General features: G+C 40.3%; 18 protein-coding genes. 1 reads left to right on the forward strand and 17 read right to left on the reverse strand.

Going from position 1 to position 18,220, the window contains the following annotated elements; translation table 11 throughout:
* The coding region (locus AC1DSK_RS09875) for an integrase core domain-containing protein (RefSeq protein ID WP_477598204.1) at positions 1–228 on the forward strand (228 nt) is incomplete at its 5' end.
* A gap of 454 nt (positions 229–682) precedes the next feature.
* On the opposite strand, the gene AC1DSK_RS09880 is transcribed toward AC1DSK_RS09875, so the two are convergent.
* From AC1DSK_RS09880 to spoIIP, 17 genes are all read right to left on the reverse strand, one after another.
* The gene (locus AC1DSK_RS09880) at positions 683–1,645 is read right to left on the reverse strand and encodes a PhoH family protein (RefSeq protein ID WP_016426890.1); all 963 of its coding nucleotides are present in this window, start codon (positions 1,643–1,645) and stop codon (positions 683–685) included.
* 2 nt (positions 1,646–1,647) lie between these two features.
* A complete protein-coding gene (locus tag AC1DSK_RS09885) occupies positions 1,648–2,772 on the reverse strand; it encodes a sporulation protein YqfD (RefSeq protein ID WP_477546908.1) in 1,125 nt (374 codons plus the stop codon).
* A complete protein-coding gene (locus tag AC1DSK_RS09890) occupies positions 2,772–3,014 on the reverse strand; it encodes a hypothetical protein (protein WP_477532471.1) in 243 nt (80 codons plus the stop codon). Before AC1DSK_RS09890 ends, AC1DSK_RS09885 begins: the two co-directional genes overlap by 1 nt.
* 50 nt (positions 3,015–3,064) lie before the next feature.
* The gene (locus AC1DSK_RS09895; protein ID WP_477546909.1) at positions 3,065–3,511 is read right to left on the reverse strand and encodes a hypothetical protein; all 447 of its coding nucleotides are present in this window, start codon (positions 3,509–3,511) and stop codon (positions 3,065–3,067) included.
* Positions 3,512–3,546: 35 nt separating this feature from the next.
* Positions 3,547–4,557 (reverse strand): flotillin-like protein FloA, encoded by a 1,011-nt coding sequence (floA, locus tag AC1DSK_RS09900; protein WP_477546910.1) that lies wholly within the window; start codon positions 4,555–4,557, stop codon positions 3,547–3,549.
* Positions 4,554–5,882, reverse strand: coding sequence for an NfeD family protein (locus AC1DSK_RS09905; RefSeq protein ID WP_477546911.1), 1,329 nt, complete (start codon positions 5,880–5,882; stop codon positions 4,554–4,556). Before AC1DSK_RS09905 ends, floA begins: the two co-directional genes overlap by 4 nt.
* 494 nt (positions 5,883–6,376) lie before the next feature.
* On the reverse strand, positions 6,377–6,550 hold the full coding sequence (rpsU, locus tag AC1DSK_RS09910; RefSeq protein WP_016426884.1) for a 30S ribosomal protein S21: 174 nt from the start codon (positions 6,548–6,550) through the stop codon (positions 6,377–6,379).
* A gap of 102 nt (positions 6,551–6,652) precedes the next feature.
* A complete protein-coding gene (deoC, locus tag AC1DSK_RS09915; protein ID WP_196930489.1) occupies positions 6,653–7,324 on the reverse strand; it encodes a deoxyribose-phosphate aldolase in 672 nt (223 codons plus the stop codon).
* A 416-nt stretch (positions 7,325–7,740) separates the two neighbouring features.
* Complete coding sequence (locus tag AC1DSK_RS09920) at positions 7,741–8,478, reverse strand: 16S rRNA (uracil(1498)-N(3))-methyltransferase (RefSeq protein ID WP_477546912.1); 738 nt, start codon at positions 8,476–8,478, stop codon at positions 7,741–7,743.
* A 7-nt stretch (positions 8,479–8,485) separates the two neighbouring features.
* A complete protein-coding gene (gene prmA / locus AC1DSK_RS09925; RefSeq protein ID WP_477532030.1) occupies positions 8,486–9,433 on the reverse strand; it encodes a 50S ribosomal protein L11 methyltransferase in 948 nt (315 codons plus the stop codon).
* Positions 9,434–9,446: 13 nt separating this feature from the next.
* Positions 9,447–10,568 (reverse strand): molecular chaperone DnaJ, encoded by a 1,122-nt coding sequence (dnaJ, locus tag AC1DSK_RS09930; RefSeq protein ID WP_477546913.1) that lies wholly within the window; start codon positions 10,566–10,568, stop codon positions 9,447–9,449.
* A 128-nt stretch (positions 10,569–10,696) separates the two neighbouring features.
* Entirely contained in the window at positions 10,697–12,526 is a 1,830-nt protein-coding gene (gene dnaK / locus AC1DSK_RS09935; protein ID WP_477546914.1) for a molecular chaperone DnaK, read from the reverse strand.
* Between the two features lie 33 nt (positions 12,527–12,559).
* On the reverse strand, positions 12,560–13,132 hold the full coding sequence (grpE, locus tag AC1DSK_RS09940; RefSeq protein WP_477546915.1) for a nucleotide exchange factor GrpE: 573 nt from the start codon (positions 13,130–13,132) through the stop codon (positions 12,560–12,562).
* 17 nt (positions 13,133–13,149) lie between these two features.
* On the reverse strand, positions 13,150–14,184 hold the full coding sequence (hrcA, locus tag AC1DSK_RS09945; RefSeq protein ID WP_477546916.1) for a heat-inducible transcriptional repressor HrcA: 1,035 nt from the start codon (positions 14,182–14,184) through the stop codon (positions 13,150–13,152).
* A 94-nt stretch (positions 14,185–14,278) separates the two neighbouring features.
* Positions 14,279–15,418 carry a radical SAM family heme chaperone HemW gene (gene hemW, locus AC1DSK_RS09950; RefSeq protein ID WP_477547087.1) on the reverse strand — a complete coding sequence of 380 codons (1,140 nt, stop codon included), beginning with the start codon at positions 15,416–15,418 and terminating at the stop codon, positions 14,279–14,281.
* A 66-nt stretch (positions 15,419–15,484) separates the two neighbouring features.
* On the reverse strand, positions 15,485–17,308 hold the full coding sequence (gene lepA, locus AC1DSK_RS09955) for a translation elongation factor 4 (protein WP_016426875.1): 1,824 nt from the start codon (positions 17,306–17,308) through the stop codon (positions 15,485–15,487).
* Positions 17,309–17,370: 62 nt separating this feature from the next.
* Complete coding sequence (gene spoIIP, locus AC1DSK_RS09960) at positions 17,371–18,195, reverse strand: stage II sporulation protein P (protein WP_477546917.1); 825 nt, start codon at positions 18,193–18,195, stop codon at positions 17,371–17,373.
* Positions 18,196–18,220 lie beyond the last annotated feature (25 nt).

The following is an 18,220-nucleotide window of genomic DNA, read 5'->3' on the forward strand; positions in this document are numbered from 1 at the left end:
AAAGGTGATCCTTATGACAATGCTTGTATTGAGTCTTTTCATGCCACAATCAAGAAAGAATTGATTTATCGTACAAAATTTAAAACCCGGGCTGAAGCACGTAAAGCTATAACAAATTACATTATTAGCTTTTATAATGAGCGTCGAAGACACTCCACCATAGGATACTTATCTCCTAGTTCCTACGAGAGAATGTACCGTTTATTAAGTGCGTCAAAAATCTCCTAAATTAACCATAGAGCTCTAAAAGAGAAAGTGATGGTCTTTCACTTTCTCTTTTAGAACTCTTCACCAAACGTAGTGCGGTAGGCACTTTGTTTTGCGAGAATTTTAATAAAAAAGTGTACACTTTCTTGACAGAAGTCCAGTAATCTGTCGTGACTGGTCAATAACCTCTTGCGAGTGGACAAAAAGAAGCCACCATTCATCCAAGCTTTGATTCTAAGAAATTTTCAAGCCCCCCCTGCCAATCCTCAATAGCTGAAGTGGTAGTCCTACAAGTATCTGGTTTTCATACATTCGGACTCATGCGGAGCATGCTGCTAGCGCAAGTGTACGTTACAAAAAACGGAATGTGATTTTCATTCTTGATGGCTAGCTAATGCAGATTTTGAGTCTAACGAAAGTGTAATGATAAACAATATGAAAAATTAAATCTGCCAAAAGTAAAAAAACAGCAGCCCTATTCCGGCTGCTGTTCTTCGTATGCATGAATAATTTTTGCTACTAGTGGATGACGGACAACGTCTCCTTGCTCGAGCATCTGGAAGTGGATGCCACTGACATTGTGCAAAATTTTCTCAGCAACTTTCAAGCCGGACTCTGCACCACGCGGTAAATCGATTTGCGTTTTGTCTCCAGTGATCACCATTTTCGAGCCAAAGCCCAGTCGTGTTAAAAACATTTTCATTTGAGCTTTCGTCGTATTTTGAGCCTCATCTAAAATGACGAATGCATCATCAAGTGTACGTCCACGCATATAAGCTAGAGGTGCAATTTCTATCGTTCCTCTTTCTAAAAAGCGCGTCGTTTGCTCCGTTCCCAGTACATCATGAAGTGCATCATACAAAGGACGTAAATAAGGATCTACTTTCTCTTTCAAGTCGCCTGGCAAGAACCCTAAGCTCTCCCCTGCTTCAACAGCAGGACGAGTCAAAATGATACGTTTTACATGACCGTTTTTTAACGCTTGTGTTGCAAGAACAACAGCCAGATAAGTTTTTCCCGTACCAGCGGGTCCAATACAGAACACCAAATCTTTGTGTCGAATCGCATGAATATATTCACGCTGACCTATTGTTTTGGCACGTATCGCTTTCCCTTTGACATTACGGGCAATTTCTTCATCGTACAACTCCGCGTAATACTCTAAAGTCCCAGCTGTACTCATTTCTATAGCTGTACTTACGTCACGTTGATTAATATTTATTCCTTTTTTAATAACTTTTAATAGTTGTTCAATTAGTTGTTTAGCAATTGCACGTTTTTCGACATCCCCTACTAGACGAATGGCTTCGCCTCGGGTAATGACTTGTACTCCAAGTTCTTGTTCAATCAATTTCATATTGCCATCAGAAATTCCTAGCAGTAAGATGGCTTCATTTGGATCTTGAACGTGTAATTCCGTATAATGTTCTTCCTGCATTCTCAGTCTCCTTGATGTATAGGACTTTTACCTGCAATATTATCATTCATGTAATACAATACTTTCCCTTTTACTGTATCATTTGACCACGTCATGTGTAAAATTTTTTCATCCTTAATCTTTCCATTTGGAGATAATGTTGATGCTGTTCTCATTCTTAACATGGGTATAAACGCTTCTTTAATCCATTGTTCATTCACAGTTACTGACGATTTTTCTACGATGGTGTTTCGCTCAACCCTGAAAGCACTTTTGAACAATTCGATCAGTCGCTCTACGTTCTGCTCTTTTTTAAACGATTTCCATGCCGGAGATACTTGTAGTATTTTTACTTCTTCAGACACGAACTTATCATAAACAATTTTTGTTGGTAATTGAAAAGACATTTCAAGCCAATAGTCTGCAAACACTTGCCCTTCTGCACCAACAACCAAATTTTTATTCCCTTGTTTCAGAAGCCCTGTTACCAGCCTGTCTCCTTTTTTCACCGTTGCATTGATCGGTACCAAACGTTCTCCGGAGCGGAGGTCATAGTGGGTAATTACTCCTTTTCGCAAAGCCACTAGATCCGAAGGTCCCGTTTTATCCACTTGATCTCGGATAATGACAGGTGCAGGTACAGAAGTAAGATGCATTTTTGCTCCTGTTCGCTTGATATGAATCCAGGAAAGGTCGTGATTGTTCGCTAAAATAACTTGTCGAATCTCAGAATCAGGTACCAGTGATTTTAGGCTTTTTCTTTCGATTACATTTAATTTATGCAGCTCCTGCTCCAACTTTACTTGTCGTTCGTCGGACACATCTTCTATAGATATTTCCCATAAAAATAAAGAACAGATATATGGAACTAAAATAAATCCTAGTAATCCCGCGAGCACTGACCAATGAAAGTTAATTACCTGTGTATTATCAGGTCGCGAAAAGTGTATAGGTATCCTAAATTGCTTTCTGATTTTCCGTACCTTTGGAATGTCTTTTTCGTAAATCGTAAATGTCGTTCCCGATTTATTTGTAGATAATTTTATTATGTAAACTTTATTTACTTTTAAAGCTTGAAGAAAAGAATATGTTTGATCATGGGGCTTTATTTGACAAGTGATTTTTCGACTACTTTCTATAGATCCCATTAGACCATATCCATTTTTCGAAGTTCCAGTTTTGTTAAATCTCGAACACTGATCGTGACTTCATCTACATTCATGGTGGAAATAATCGTTTCACCAGATTCTATAGTCAAAGCAAATCCTTGTCCCCTTAACTGACATGAATGAGGACTGAGTGACAGTAATTCAAAGGGTCCATTCACACGGATAGATTGAAAGTCGTCAATATGGATAAATGGGGTCAATTGCAAATGATTGTTTAACAATAAAAGACCTCCTTTCCATCAGCATATGCTGACAGACAGGAGGTCATGAGTTAACGTTTCGATTTTGGAGGAGCTAAAATCTCCGAAAAAACAATCGCTTGGAGCAATTCCTTTTCTGAAGACGGAACCAGTGAAATTGAATCAGAAGATGTAGTCCTGATGACTTCTTTTGACTGGTGCAAGGAAAGTCTTCCTGGACGAGCAGCGGATGTTGGTGCTGTCTTCGCTTTTTCCCTAACAGGCAATGCAGTTTCTTTCACATGTTTCATTTGCAGGATCACTTCAGGTTTTGGTGCTGCTTGTGTTTGTCTTTCAGAGATTTGTTTTTGCACATCTCCGTATATTTCTTTTGCATAATCTTCAAGCTTTTTCATGGATTGTTGATTTGACGATTGAGGCAGAAATGGTTTTGTTTTCCCACCATCATCTCTTGCATTTTTCCGTTTGAAAATCGCACTAATAACAAATGCAATAATCGCAAAAATGATTGGTTCCACTGTCGAATCCCTCCTTAAAGGGCTACTGATCCAGATTATTCTTTAGTTAGATCAGTTTTAGATTTATCGCCACCCATTTTACTGATTGAATCGCGCATGCTTGTATCAGCTTGTAGATTTTTATAATTCATATAATCCATAACTCCGATATTTCCTTCACGTAAAGCTTCTGCCATAGCTAGAGGGATCTCTGCTTCTGCTCCTACTACTTTTGCACGCATTTCCTGAACTTTGGCAATCATCTCTTGTTCAGTAGCTACTGCCATTGCGCGACGTTCTTCAGCCTTAGCTTGCGCAATTTTCTTATCAGCTTCCGCTTGCTCTGTTTGTAGTTCGGCACCAATATTTTTACCGATATCAACGTCCGCGATATCAATGGATAAGATCTCAAAAGCCGTACCAGAATCAAGACCTTTTGATAATACAGTTTGAGAAATCATATCAGGATTTTCTAGAACTCTTTTATGATTTTCACTAGAACCAATAGTTGAGATAATCCCTTCACCAACACGGGCTACAATTGTTTCTTCACCCGCACCACCAACTAGACGATCGATGTTAGCACGAACAGTAATACGTGCTTTCGCTTTCACTTCGATACCATTCATCGCAACACCGGCAATAAACGGCGTTTCAATCACTTTCGGGTTAACAGACATTTGAACGGCTTCCAGTACATCACGGCCTGCAAGGTCGATTGCTGCTGCACGTTCGAATGGCAAATCAATATTTGCTCTATGAGCGGCGATCAATGCATTTACTACTCGGTCAACATTACCACCCGCCAAATAATGACTTTCTAGTTGATTAATTGCTACAGAAAGTCCTGCTTTATGAGCTTTAATTAACGGATTGACGATACGTGATGGAATTACTCGACGTAATCTCATCCCCACTAATGTAAATATGCTGATGCGTACACCTGCTGCTAATGCAGAGATCCATAACGCGATTGGTACAAACGTCATGAAAATAGCCAAAAGAATAAACGCGGCAATAATTGCTACAATAATGCCGATTGTGCTTCCAGTAATTCCTTCAATCATGCTTCTTTCTCCCCTTCTTTGACTTCCCGGACAACTGTACGGGAGCCTTCAACTTTAATAATTTTTACAACTTTATTTGCATCCACGTAGCCACCTTCAGTGACTGCATCGATTCTTTCACCATCCAGCATAATTGTTCCAGAAGGACGAAGTGGTGTCATGCTTACAGCCATTCTGCCTAATAATTCATACCGGTTGACGTTAGAAACATAGCCATGTTCTGTATCCGTGGCATCTTTCAAAATAATTTTGTTGAACACCTTGAGGTTCTTTCCAAAGAATTTCATGAGTATCACCATTCCTAAGATTGCGACAATCAATGCAATCAACACGGCAATTCCCATGTGAACCACATTGCCCCCCGCAAGAAGTATACTACCGATAATTAACGCTGCTCCTATAATACCTGCAATCGCACCAGGGAGGAACAGTTCGGCTATTATAAACCCGACTCCAATGACAAAGAGAATAATGGATTCATAACCTGCCAACCCTGCAACCATATGACCGAAAAAGAATAAACCTATCGCGGTTAAGCCCATCGTTCCAGCCACTCCGAATCCAGGTGAATATAATTCAACAACCAATCCAAGGCTTGCGATAGACAACAGAATGGGTACAATAATTGGATTAGTAACAAATCGCGCTACTTTCTCTGCAAATGTTTCATTTACCGAAGTAACAGTAGCCTCTTTAAGTTCCAATTTCTGCAGCAATTCATCGACTGAAGCAACGGTCCCCTCTGAATAGCCTACTTCCTCAGCTTCAGTAGCTGACAGCGTAAGAAGTTTACCTTCTCCTGCTCGGTATTCTGGTAAGTCTATAGATTCATCCGCCATCGCCAAAGCGTATAATGGATCACGGCCTGAAGATTCTGCTGCCGTTTTCATCGATGCCAACCAAGCACTATTGGCTTTCTCTTCCGCAGCATTCCCTGCTCCATCAATGACTTTAGCAGCTCCAATACGGCCACTTGGCACCATGTAAATTTGATCTGCATGCAATGCAATAAAGGCACCGGCAGATAACGCATTGTGATTAATAAACGCGACCGTCTTCAATGGTGTCTCATCCATTAACTTTGCAATGTTTTCAGCAGAATCCACAAATCCACCAGGTGTATTGATGTCTAAAATCACAACATCAGCACCGGCTTCCTCAGCTTCTTCAAAAGCACGTTCCAAAAAGGCATATAGCCCTTTTTCCACTTCATCCTTTATAGGTATTCGATAAATTTCCGATGCGTTGACGGGCAAGCTAGGCAAGATTAATAGAATGGAAATGAAGAGTAGTAAATACCCACTTACGACCCGCGTCCATCTCATAACGCCCCTCCTTATCTATGTAACAATTCGGCTTTCTATAGTATGTACGGATGAACAGGATAAAAGATTCATAATGAAGAAAAAAACTTGGAAGAAGATGCTGATTGAGTAGCGGGATGAAAGTTAATGACACAATTGAATTTCGATAAGATATATAGTTAGGCTTTTGTCTATTTTTGTTGAATCTTAGGCGTTCTGTCCAGTGACCAAAGAGAAATTTCTGTCAACTCACCCTGGCTTTAAGTCCATTCAACGAAAAGAAGGTGTAACTCACTACTACATTCAACTCCTTAGAAAAATAAAATAAGCCGAGAAATCCGGTGATTTCTCGGCTTACATATGAAATTTCTTTAGTCATCAAGTAGTACGTGTTAAGAACGTAGGGATTATGGGAATTGACCACTTACGTTTACGCGCAGCTTCTGATTTCTTTTTACGCTTTACGCTTGGTTTTTCATGAAAATCGCGATTTCAAACCTAAAGTAACTTCTAAATTAGAATTTACGTTTACGCGCAGCTTCTGATTTCTTTTTACGCTTTACACTCGGTTTTTCATAAAACTCGCGTTTTCTAACCTCTTGTATTGTTCCACTTTTAGAAACAGTACGTTTGAAGCGGCGAAGAGCATCTTCAAGCGATTCGTTTTTGCGAACGACAGTTTTTGACATCTCTCTTTCCCTCCCTCCGAACACACGTCAATACATAACCTAGTGTTATGTACTCCAAAATTATATCGTATCATATCATTTTGGTCAATACGTTCTAGATAATTAATAGTCTGAGTTAGAAGTTAATCCTTGAACAATCTGTACGCCTGAGCTGGCACCGATTCGTGTAGCCCCTGCTTCGATCATTTTTTGAACATCTTCCAAGCTGCGAACGCCACCAGATGCTTTCACACCAAGGTCTGGGCCTACTACTTCACGCATTAAAGCAACGTCTTCAAATGTTGCTCCACCTGTTGAGAAACCAGTAGATGTTTTAACAAAATCCGCTCCAGCATCTTTAGAAAGTTGGCTTGCTACTTTAATTTCTTCTTTAGTTAGCAAACAAGTTTCTAAAATTACTTTCACAATTGCTTTCCCTTTAGCAGCATTTACTACTGCTTCTACGTCTCGTTTTACTAAATCCATGTCTTGAGATTTCATAGCGCCGACATTTAATACCATGTCAATTTCACCAGCACCGTTATTGATTGCATCCGTAGTTTCAAATGCTTTCGTTTCAGGTGTAGATGCACCAAGTGGGAAACCGATTACTGTACAAACTTTTACAGGAGTTCCTGTTAAAAGTTCAGCAGATGTTTTTACCCAAGTAGGATTTACACATACAGAAGCAAATGTGTATTCTTTTGCTTCAGCACAAAGTTTCTCAATTTGTTCTTTTGTAGCTTCAGGTTTTAATAATGTATGATCGATCATTGACGCAATATTTGTAGTCAAAATGATTTCACCCTTTCGGAAGTTGTCCGTACCTCTTAATTTTACCATGATAGTCGTTACTTTTCACTACAAATCACTTAAAGTTGACACCAGTGCGCTTTTTTCACTTCAAAGCAAATCGTCAGTCGAATTGACTATTCTCGGTTTTGGGTCTTCTATTCGCGATACTCCGTGTTTTATTCGCGCTTTAAGCGTTTCTATTCGCGCAACCCAGTCGTCTATTCTCGTATTAAACAGTTCTATTCGCGAGTTCTTCCCTTAACCAACAAAAACAACACTTTGAATACTAAAATTCCCAGCTACATTAAAATATCCAGTACATCGAAATGTACTGGATTGTTTTGCGTACGAAGTCTTATAACTGTTCGATAAATCACGCTAATCCTCGGATTTAGTATCGCCAAGACTTGAACATCTCATTCAAATTCGTAGGAAATTGCAGACAGTACATATAAAGGAGCTGTTTCCGCTCTAAGAATACGTGGTCCTAAGGAAATCGATTGAAATCCTCGATCCATAAGTGCGTGTATTTCTGTTCGAGACAAACCGCCTTCAGGTCCAAACACAACACAAATGGATTGTTGCTCATTTGTTTTTGACAAAATTTCAGCAAAGCGTGTTCTTTTTTCCAGCTTGGCATCTTCTTCATCAGCAACAAAACAAACATCATACTTCTCGGTCATCTGCAGTAACTGCTTGAAAGTCATAATATCTTGGATGGTCGGAATCACATTACGATGAGATTGTTCTGCAGCTTCTTTTGCGATTTTTTGCAAACGTTGCTGTTTTTTACTGCCTTTTTGGGCATCCCATTTTACAATGGAACGTTCAGCCTCAAAGAGAATAAGTTCTTGCATGCCAAGTTCTGTTGCTTTTTGAGTGATCAAATCCAATTTCTCACCTTTAGGTAATCCGCAACAAATCGTTACTTTTTTCGGCAGTTCGTTGGAGCGTAACGATTCAGATGATTTTTTCACGCGGACATCCTGACCTTCAAAACCATCAATTGTTGCTTCATAAGCATGGCCATCCGAAACGACAATAATAGATTGACCTTCTTGCATACGCATTACTTTTTGAATATGTTTGGCATCATCACCTGAAATAATCGCTATTCCATCTTCGAATTGTTGAGGGATAAAGTATCTTTGCATTTTTGCTTTATTCCTTCACTGGTTTTTTCGAAATGATTGTAACCCAATCTTCCATCATCATTACTTCTTCAATCTCAAATCCAGCGGCTTCAAGTGATTGTTTAACATCGTCTTTTTTAGCCCCAATGATTCCTGAAGTAATGTACATGCCGCCTTCTTTCACGACCTTGAATGCATCTTGTGTGAAGGACATAATGATTTCAGCTAAAATATTCGCAACCACAACGTCAGATGGTTCTTTGACCGTATCCAGTAAGTTACCATGAACTACATCTGTCGTGTTTTGAACTTTGTTCAGCTTGACATTAATTTTGGCAGAACGCACTGCGACTTCATCCAAATCAAGTGCATGAACATGTTTTGCTCCAAGTAATGCAGCCCCGATTGCCAGGACACCCGAACCGGTGCCGATGTCTGTTACATAATCACCAGGTTTAACGGTTTTCTCAAGTGCTTGCAGACACATTACTGTTGTAGGATGTGTTCCCGTACCGAACGCCATTCCCGGATCCAGTTCGATAATCAATTCATCTGTCGCAACTGGCTCGTATGTTTCCCACGTTGGAACAATCGTAAAGCGTTCCGAAATTTTCACTGGGTGATAGTATTTTTTCCATGCTGTCGCCCATTCTTCTTCATTGACTTCACTTATTTTCACGATGTTGTCGCCGATGTTGATATCATAATTAATCAGGTTATTGATCGCGAGCTTCACTTCTTCGACTGTTTCCCCTAAAAAACTTGTAACAGGTAAATACGCTTTCAGAATAACTCCTTCTGTCGGGAAATCATTTGGATTCAAGGCATAAATTTCACCGAATCTGTCTTCACGTTCACGCGCGAACTCCTCTGAATCCTCAATGACTACACCACTTGCCCCTGCTTCGTGCAAAATATTCGAAACTGCTTCTACCGCTTCATGCGTCGTATGAATGGATAGCTCTGACCACTTCACCTGCGTCAACTCCTTATTCACCTTTTATCGTGCGCTTGATTTTATCAAATAATGAACTGCCTTGTTCTTCCGGGATATCGCCACTAATTTCAGCAAAATCTCTCAGCAGTTGTTTTTGTTTCTCAGTCAGTTTAGATGGCGTCATCACTTTCACTACTACGTGTTGATCACCAATTCCATAACCATGTACATTCTTTACACCTTTACCTTTAAGGCGGAAAGTCGTACCAGATTGCGTACCGGCTGGAATTTTCAGCTTCACTTTGCCGTTTACAGTAGGCACTTCAATTTCATCGCCTAAAGCTGCTTGAGGGAACGTTAATTTCAATTCGAAATAAATGTCATCCCCGTCACGTTCAAATCGATCATGAGGTCTAACGCGGAATACTACATATAAATCACCAGCTGGGCCGCCATTTTTACCTGGCTCGCCTTGTCCGGAAACACGTAGTTGTTGACCATCATCAACACCCGCAGGAATCGTCACTTTAATTTTCTTGCGTTTTTTCATTGTGCCTTGTCCATGACATGTTGCACATTTATCTTTGATTAACTTGCCTGTACCTTGACAGTGATGACATGCACGGCGATTTACCATACGTCCGAAAGGCGTATCCTGCGTCACGTTTAACTGGCCCGTACCTTGACAGTGATGACAAGTTTCAGGTGCTGTACCTGGTTTCGCACCATTTCCGTGGCAAGTATCACATGTTTCTTCTTTTGGAATTTCAATTTCAGTCTCTTTGCCGAAAACAGCTTCTTCAAAATCGATCGTCATTGAATACTGTAAATCATCACCTTTACGCGGTGCATTTGGGTCACGACGACGTGATCCTCCACCACCAAAGAATGAACTGAAGATGTCATCGAATCCGAATCCGTCTGCTCCTCCACCGAATCCACCAAATCCTTGATTCGGTCCAGCATGCCCGAACTGGTCATATTGAGCTTTTTTCTGGTCATCGCTCAACACTTCGTATGCTTCTGTTATTTCTTTGAATTTATCGACAGCATCCGCAGCTTTGTTGATATCGGGATGGAATTGTTTCGACAATTTTCTATATGCTTTTTTTATCTCTTCTTTTGAAGCACTTTTTGTTAATCCAAGAACCTCATAGTAATCTCGTTTATTCATTTGTCACACTCCTGATCAAACTTTCACATAGCATCTATTGTAACACGCGAATATCCGCAATGCCAAAGACATTGAAAAAGCCAAAGTCGGTATTCCAGACTTTGACTTTTTCGGTTGTCTATCTTGTCTTACTTGTTGTTATCGTCGTTTACTTCTTCGAATTCAGCGTCTACGACACCGTCATCTTTTTTAGAGCCTTCTGCACCTTCTGCTCCTTGAGCTTCAGCTGTAGCTTGTTCGTACAGTTTCATCGTCAATGCTTGCACGATTTCATTCAGCTTGTCTTTTTTCGTGCGGATATCTTCCAAGTTACCAGCTTCTAGAGCAGCTTTTAACTCGTCCTTCGCGTCTTCAGCTTGTTTCTTTTCTTCTTCAGAAACTTTGCCTTCAAGATCTTTTAATGTTTTTTCAGTCATGAAGACCATTTGATCCGCTTCATTTTTCAATTCAGCTTCTTCTTTACGCGCTTTATCCGCTTCAGCATTTGCTTCCGCTTCTTTCACCATACGATCGATTTCTTCGTCAGTTAAAGCTGTATTTGATTGGATTGTAATATTTTGTTCTTTTTGAGTTCCTAAATCTTTCGCTTTAACTGTTACGATACCATTTTTATCAATATCGAAAGTTACTTCGATTTGAGGTACGCCACGTGGTGCTGGTGGAATATCAGCCAATTGGAAGCGACCTAACGTTTTGTTATCGGTAGCCATTGGACGTTCACCTTGTAAAACATGAATGTCTACAGCTGGTTGATTATCAGCAGCCGTTGAGAATGTTTGTGATTTAGATGTTGGAATCGTCGTGTTGCGTTCGATTAATTTCGTGAACACGCTACCCATTGTTTCAATACCAAGAGATAGTGGAGTTACGTCAAGAAGTACTACGTCTTTAACGTCTCCTGTTAATACGCCACCTTGCACGGCTGCACCCATTGCTACTACTTCATCCGGGTTAACACCACGATGTGGTTCCTTGCCTGTTTCTTTCTTAATTGCTTCTTGTACCGCTGGGATACGCGTAGATCCACCAACTAAAATAACTTTGTCGATTTGTGATGGTGAAAGGTCAGCATCTTTTAATGCTTGACGTGTTGGCACCATCGTACGTTCTACTAATGAAGCTGTTAATTCGTCAAATTTCGTGCGGCTTAAAGTCATTTCCAAATGTAATGGACCTGCTTCGCCTGCAGTGATGAATGGTAATGAAACTTGAGTAGATGTTACTCCAGAAAGATCTTTTTTCGCTTTTTCAGCTGCATCTTTCAAACGTTGAGTAGCCATTTTGTCTTTAGATAAATCGATACCGTTTTCTTTTTTGAACTCAGCAACGAAATAATCCATTAACAATTGGTCGAAATCATCCCCACCAAGACGGTTGTCACCGGCAGTTGAACGCACTTCGAATACGCCATCGCCAAGTTCAAGGATTGATACGTCAAACGTACCGCCACCAAGGTCATATACTAAAATTGTTTGGTCTTGATCCATTTTGTCTAAACCGTATGCAAGAGCAGCTGCAGTTGGTTCGTTAATAATACGTTCTACTTCTAGACCAGCGATACGGCCAGCATCTTTAGTTGCTTGACGCTCAGCATCGTTGAAATAAGCAGGAACTGTAATTACTGCTTTTGTTACTTTTTCACCCAAGTAATCTTCTGCGTACCCTTTAAGGTATTGAAGAATCATAGCTGAAACTTCTTGTGGAGTGTATTCTTTGTCTTCAACTTCTACTTTATAATCAGTACCCATATGGCGTTTAACTGATTGAATTGTGTTCGGGTTCGTGATTGATTGACGTTTCGCTACTTCACCAACTTGGCGTTCGCCGTTTTTGAATGCGACAACAGATGGTGTTGTGCGGTTACCTTCTGGATTTGGGATAACTTTTGGTTCTCCACCTTCAAGAACTGATACACATGAATTTGTTGTTCCTAAGTCAATACCGATAATTTTGCTCATTCTATAATTCCTCCTAGAAGTATGAAAGTTAAGTTATTCGTTTACTTTTACCATTGTTGGTCGAAGCACGCGGTCTTTGTACTTGTACCCTTTTTGCAACTCTTGTAACACGATACCTGATGCTTTTGAGTCGTCCGATTCGGTCATAACTGCTTGATGTAAATTCGGGTCAAACTCAACACCTTCGGCTTCGATTACTTGTAAACCTTCTTTTTCGGTTGCTTCAACCAATGTCTTGTAGACCATTTCTAGGCCTTTACGTAAAGATTGTGATTCTTCCGAAGCCGCCTCTACTTGCATGGCACGCTCGAAATTATCAAGCACTGGTAATAAGTTTGAAAGCAAGTTCTGTGCCTTATATTTATCCGCAGCTTCACGGTCCAAATGCGCTCGACGCTTAAAGTTTTCATAGTCTGCACGCAGACGCAAATGACGGTTTGTTTCTTCGTCTAATTGTTTTTGTAGCAATTCGAGCTCAGATGGCTCTTCATTGTTTGTTTCTTGACCTGTCAGCTGTTCTTCAGTACCCGTAGGTTGTTCAGAAACTTCCACAGATTCTTTTTCTTCCGTGTTTGACACAACTTCTTTTTCTTCAGATTGCGACACGTTTAGTTCCTCCTTCTTTATCGTGAACCACGCAAAATGCGAGTGAGTTCACGAGACAAATCGCCACTCATAACATCCAGTAAAGTGACTACTCGTCGATAATCCATTCTAGTTGGGCCAATAATAGCTATGGAGCCCATTTGTTCTTCCCCAATGGTATAGGATGCTGTAATGACACTACATTCTTCCATTTCCAAAAGGTTATTCTCAGAACCGATGCGAATGTGAATACCCGCTTGGTTCGGTGAAAACAAAGTTGAAATTTGATTAGCTTGATCCATCATCGTAATTAAGCCGCGAGCCTTCTGGAGGTCACTGAACTCTGGATGATGAAGCAGTTTGGATTTGCCGCCATAGAATACTTTTTCTTCATGTGGGCTCGAGATAGCTGCTCCAAATGAAGCCATGAGTTCACCGTAACGGCCAATATGCTGTTTTAACAAAGCGGCCGTTTCTTTTTCAAGCACACGTTGAAGTTCATGCAAGTGAACACCGGTCAGCTGTTCATTTAAGATGTTTACCATCTTTTCAATATCGGATGCTGTCAGCCCTTGCGGCAATTGGAACAATCGATTTTCAACATGACCAGAATCCGTTATGATGATTGCGACTGCCGAATCATTGGTTAAAGGAACAATCGAAAATCTTTTAATTCGGTGTTTACGCACATCAGGTCCGAGCAATATCGATGTATAACTCGTTAATTCGGACAATATCATGGCCGTTTTTTGAATTACTTGTTCCGTCTCAGTAATTCTTTCCTGGAAGACAGATTGAATTTGCTGCATGTCATCTGATGAAGCAAGTTGAGGCGTAAGTAAATGATCAACATAAAATCGATATCCTTTTTCAGAAGGAATGCGACCCGACGACGTATGCGTTTTTTCCAAATAACCTAAATCTTCTAAATCAGCCATATCATTTCGAATCGTCGCAGGACTGAACGGCACTTCCTCTTTTTTGGAAAGCTGCCTTGATCCCACTGGTTGGGCGGTCTCAATGAAGTCATCAACTGTTACTTGCAATATGAGCAATTGTCGGTTCGTTAACATTATTATCACCTCTGTTAGCACTCATCTCTTGCGAGTGCTAATACTCATACATAAATTATCAAATCCGTTGACTAAAGTCAACGGATACGATTATTTATTCCATTAAAAATGATTGGAAAATTTCATTTCCGATAAATCTTCCTTTTCGAGTTAAAGCGACGTTATCTTCGTTGCTAATCATGGAGCCATTTGCAACATGCTTGGATAGTACTTGTCCATACATTTCTTCCAGTGATTTGCCGAACTTTTCTTCAAAGCTGTTTTTATTGATTCCTGCAACTTTTCGTAAGCCCAAAAACATTTCTTCTTCCATTCTTTCAACAGCTGTCACTTCATGCATGGAATTCACCGGAAACTCTTTACTTACTAGTGCGTCCATATATTTTTTAATCGGACCAATATTTGCATAGCGATTTCCTAAGGCGTATCCATGTGCCCCAGCACCAAATCCTGCGTATTCTACATTGTCCCAATACAGATTGTTATGTTTCGAATGGAAACCTGGTTTTGCAAAATTACTGATTTCGTATTGGTGAATGCCTTTTGATTTCATTGCAGTCATTAACACGTCATACATATCCGCTTCCAAGTCTTCGCCCGGCAAAATCAATTTGCCTTTTGTCATCAAATTATAAAAAACCGTCTTTGGTTCGACGATTAATGAATATGCGGAGTAGTGCGGTAAATCCAGTTCAAGCGCTTTGTCCAATGTGTATTTCCACTGGTCCATTGTTTGACCCGGTAGACCGTACATCAAATCAATGCTGATATTAGTGAAGCCGATATCTTTAGCCATTTGAATGGTTTTGTATACATGTTCGTTTGAATGAGTGCGACCTAAGCGACTTAGTATATCCGCATCGAAACTTTGTACACCTAAGCTCAAACGGTTAATCCCATTGTTTTTCATGACAACTAATTTGTCGTGTGTCAGTTCATCTGGATTTGCTTCAGATGTAAATTCCTGCACATGTTGCATCGGGATATGTTGTTTGATGAGTTCGAACAATCTTTCCAATTGATCCGCACTCAGCGCTGTAGGTGTTCCTCCACCCAGAAAAATCGTTTCCATATGTAAATGATCTTTGTACTTTTCAACAAACATCTTTATTTCCATGCCGAGTGTTTCGATATACTCGTCTACCGGTTGATTCTTAAAGAATACTTTGTTGAAATCACAGTAGTGACAAATTTGATGACAAAAAGGAATATGAATATAAGCTCCTTTAATCATGGCATTTCCTTCTTTCTTATAGAAAAAGGAGGCCAACTAGTAGCCTCCATTAACAAACCTATTTGATCAATCTTCGTCCATCTTCAATACGGCCATGAACGCTTCTTGTGGTACTTCGACTGAACCTACTTGTTTCATACGCTTCTTACCTTCTTTTTGTTTATCAAGAAGTTTACGTTTACGTGAAATATCTCCACCATAACATTTTGCAAGAACGTTTTTACGGATTGCACTGATTGTCGAACGAGCGACAATTTTTTGTCCAATTGCTGCTTGTATCGGCACTTCAAATTGTTGTCTTGGAATCAATTTCTTTAATTTCTCAACAATAATTTTTCCGCGTTCGTAAGCAAAGTCATTATGAACGATAAAGCTTAAAGCATCCACTTGTTCTGCATTCAACAGGATATCCATCTTCACAAGTTTCGAAGGTTTGTATCCGATCAATTCATAGTCAAATGACGCATAGCCTTTCGTCCCTGATTTCAATTGGTCAAAGAAATCGTACACGACTTCAGAAAGTGGTACTTCATAAATTATGCTTACACGCGTTTTGTCGATGTAATCCATCGTCATGAAATTACCACGTTTCTTTTGACAAAGTTCCATCACCACACCTACGAAATCATTCGGTACCATGATGGTAGCTTTAACATATGGCTCTTCGATGCGGTCGATTTTTTGTGGGTCCGGCATCATCGATGGGTTGTCCACTTTTTTAATCTGACCATCTGTCATATGAACATCGTAAATTACACTTGGAGCAGTCGTAATTAAATCAATGTTGAATTCACGTTCCAAACGTTCTTGAATGATTTCCATATGAAGAAGTCCAAGGAATCCACAACGATATCCAAAACCAAGTGCCTGAGAAGACTCTGGCTCAAATTGCAATGCCGCGTCATTCAGCTCAAGTTTTTCAAGAGCATCACGTAAGTCATTGTATTTAGAAGTGTCAATTGGGTACAAACCACAATACACCATCGGGTTCAATCGACGGTAACCAGGTAAGGATTCAGTTGCCGGATTTGCAACATGTGTGATTGTATCCCCTACACGTGTATCTCCAACATTTTTGATTGCTGCAGTTAGGAAACCTACGTCACCTACAGTCAATTCGTCACGAAGTGTTGCCTTCGGCGTAAACACACCCGCTTCAATCACTTCAAATTCTTTGCCGGTTGCCATCATGCGGATTTTGTCCCCAGGGCGGACCGTCCCCTCCATGACACGTATGTACGCTACTACTCCGCGGTACGGGTCGTAAAGAGAATCAAAGATAAGCGCTTTTAAAGGCGCTTCAGGATCACCAGTAGGTGCAGGCACTTTAGCAACGATTTGTTCTAAGATGTCTTCAATACCAATCCCAGCTTTTGCGGAAGCAAGTACAGCTTCAGAAGCATCAAGACCAATGACTTCTTCAATTTCTCCGCGAACGCGTTCTGGATCAGCTGCCGGTAAATCAATTTTATTGATGACCGGTAAAATTTCAAGTTCATTATCTAACGCCAAATAAACGTTAGCCAATGTTTGTGCTTCGATTCCTTGTGCTGCATCTACAACAAGAATAGCCCCTTCGCATGCAGCTAAACTTCTGGATACTTCATATGTGAAATCGACGTGTCCTGGTGTGTCGATTAAATGGAACGTGTAATCTTCGCCGTCTTTAGCGCGATAGTTCAGTTGTACAGCATTCAATTTAATCGTAATTCCACGTTCACGCTCTAAATCCATTGAATCGAGAAGTTGAGCTTTCATTTCTCTTGAAGTCAATGCTTTGGTTTGCTCTAAAATTCGATCGGCTAATGTTGATTTACCGTGATCGATATGGGCGATAATTGAAAAGTTTCGGATATTCTGTTGGCGTTTGTTACGTTCTTCTCGATTCATGCAATGTCCACTCCTAATTAAACTATCTAGAATTATAGCAGTGAACATGTCTTTCATCAATGTTAGGTTTCAGGCGTCTCCTCAAAGAAGTTGGAAATTGCCTTTGTCAGGATGGCAATGGTCCGATTGATTTCTTCTTCCGTGTTCTCGATTCCACCCAGTTCAACTAGAAGAGAGTGGCTTGATAGGTCTTGGTTATATATCCCATTCCCGGTATCCCGGGTTTTAGCCAACACCCCTTTCGAGATGTCAGGAACCATCGCATTTACCTCATCGGAAATTGCTTTGGCAAAGGCTTCATTCAATTTATAGTTTGCATGTTCGGCCCCTACAACAAAAGACATTCTCGCATATGACGTGCCGTTGGACTGTATTGTTGTCTTTTCGCGTTTGATGGAATCACGGTGAATATCCAGTAGAACATCATAGTGATTTCCTGCTAACTGCTTTTGCAGAAATGGTCGGATTTTTGTATATGCACCGCTAATCTGCATATTATTCATTTTGTCAAACTGCAGCACGTCGACTGAATCCCCATTTAAACTAAAATGCTGGACAACAAGGTCACTTACGTTAGATATGTTGGCAGTAGGGTGATAATTAACTGCTTTCAGGCCTAGTTTTTTTTCGACAATCGGTTGGTACGATTCCTGAATATGTGTGAAATACAGCAAGACATTAATTGGGTGAGCTGTGGAATTCACTGTGATTTCTTTTGTGGAATCATTTGTGATTTCTTTCGTGTTTGCAGCATATGCAACCGGTCGAGTTTCAACTTTTTCTGAGGCCGTTGTTCCAAACGCCAGCATGGGGAGCTTAATCATTAATATTGGCATTAAAAATAAAAAAAGATAGAAACTCATGACTTTCTGCAATGTTTTGCGCATTGTACACCCCTCCTCCTACAACTTA

This window comes from Paenisporosarcina sp. P4_B8 (genome assembly GCF_056402175.1).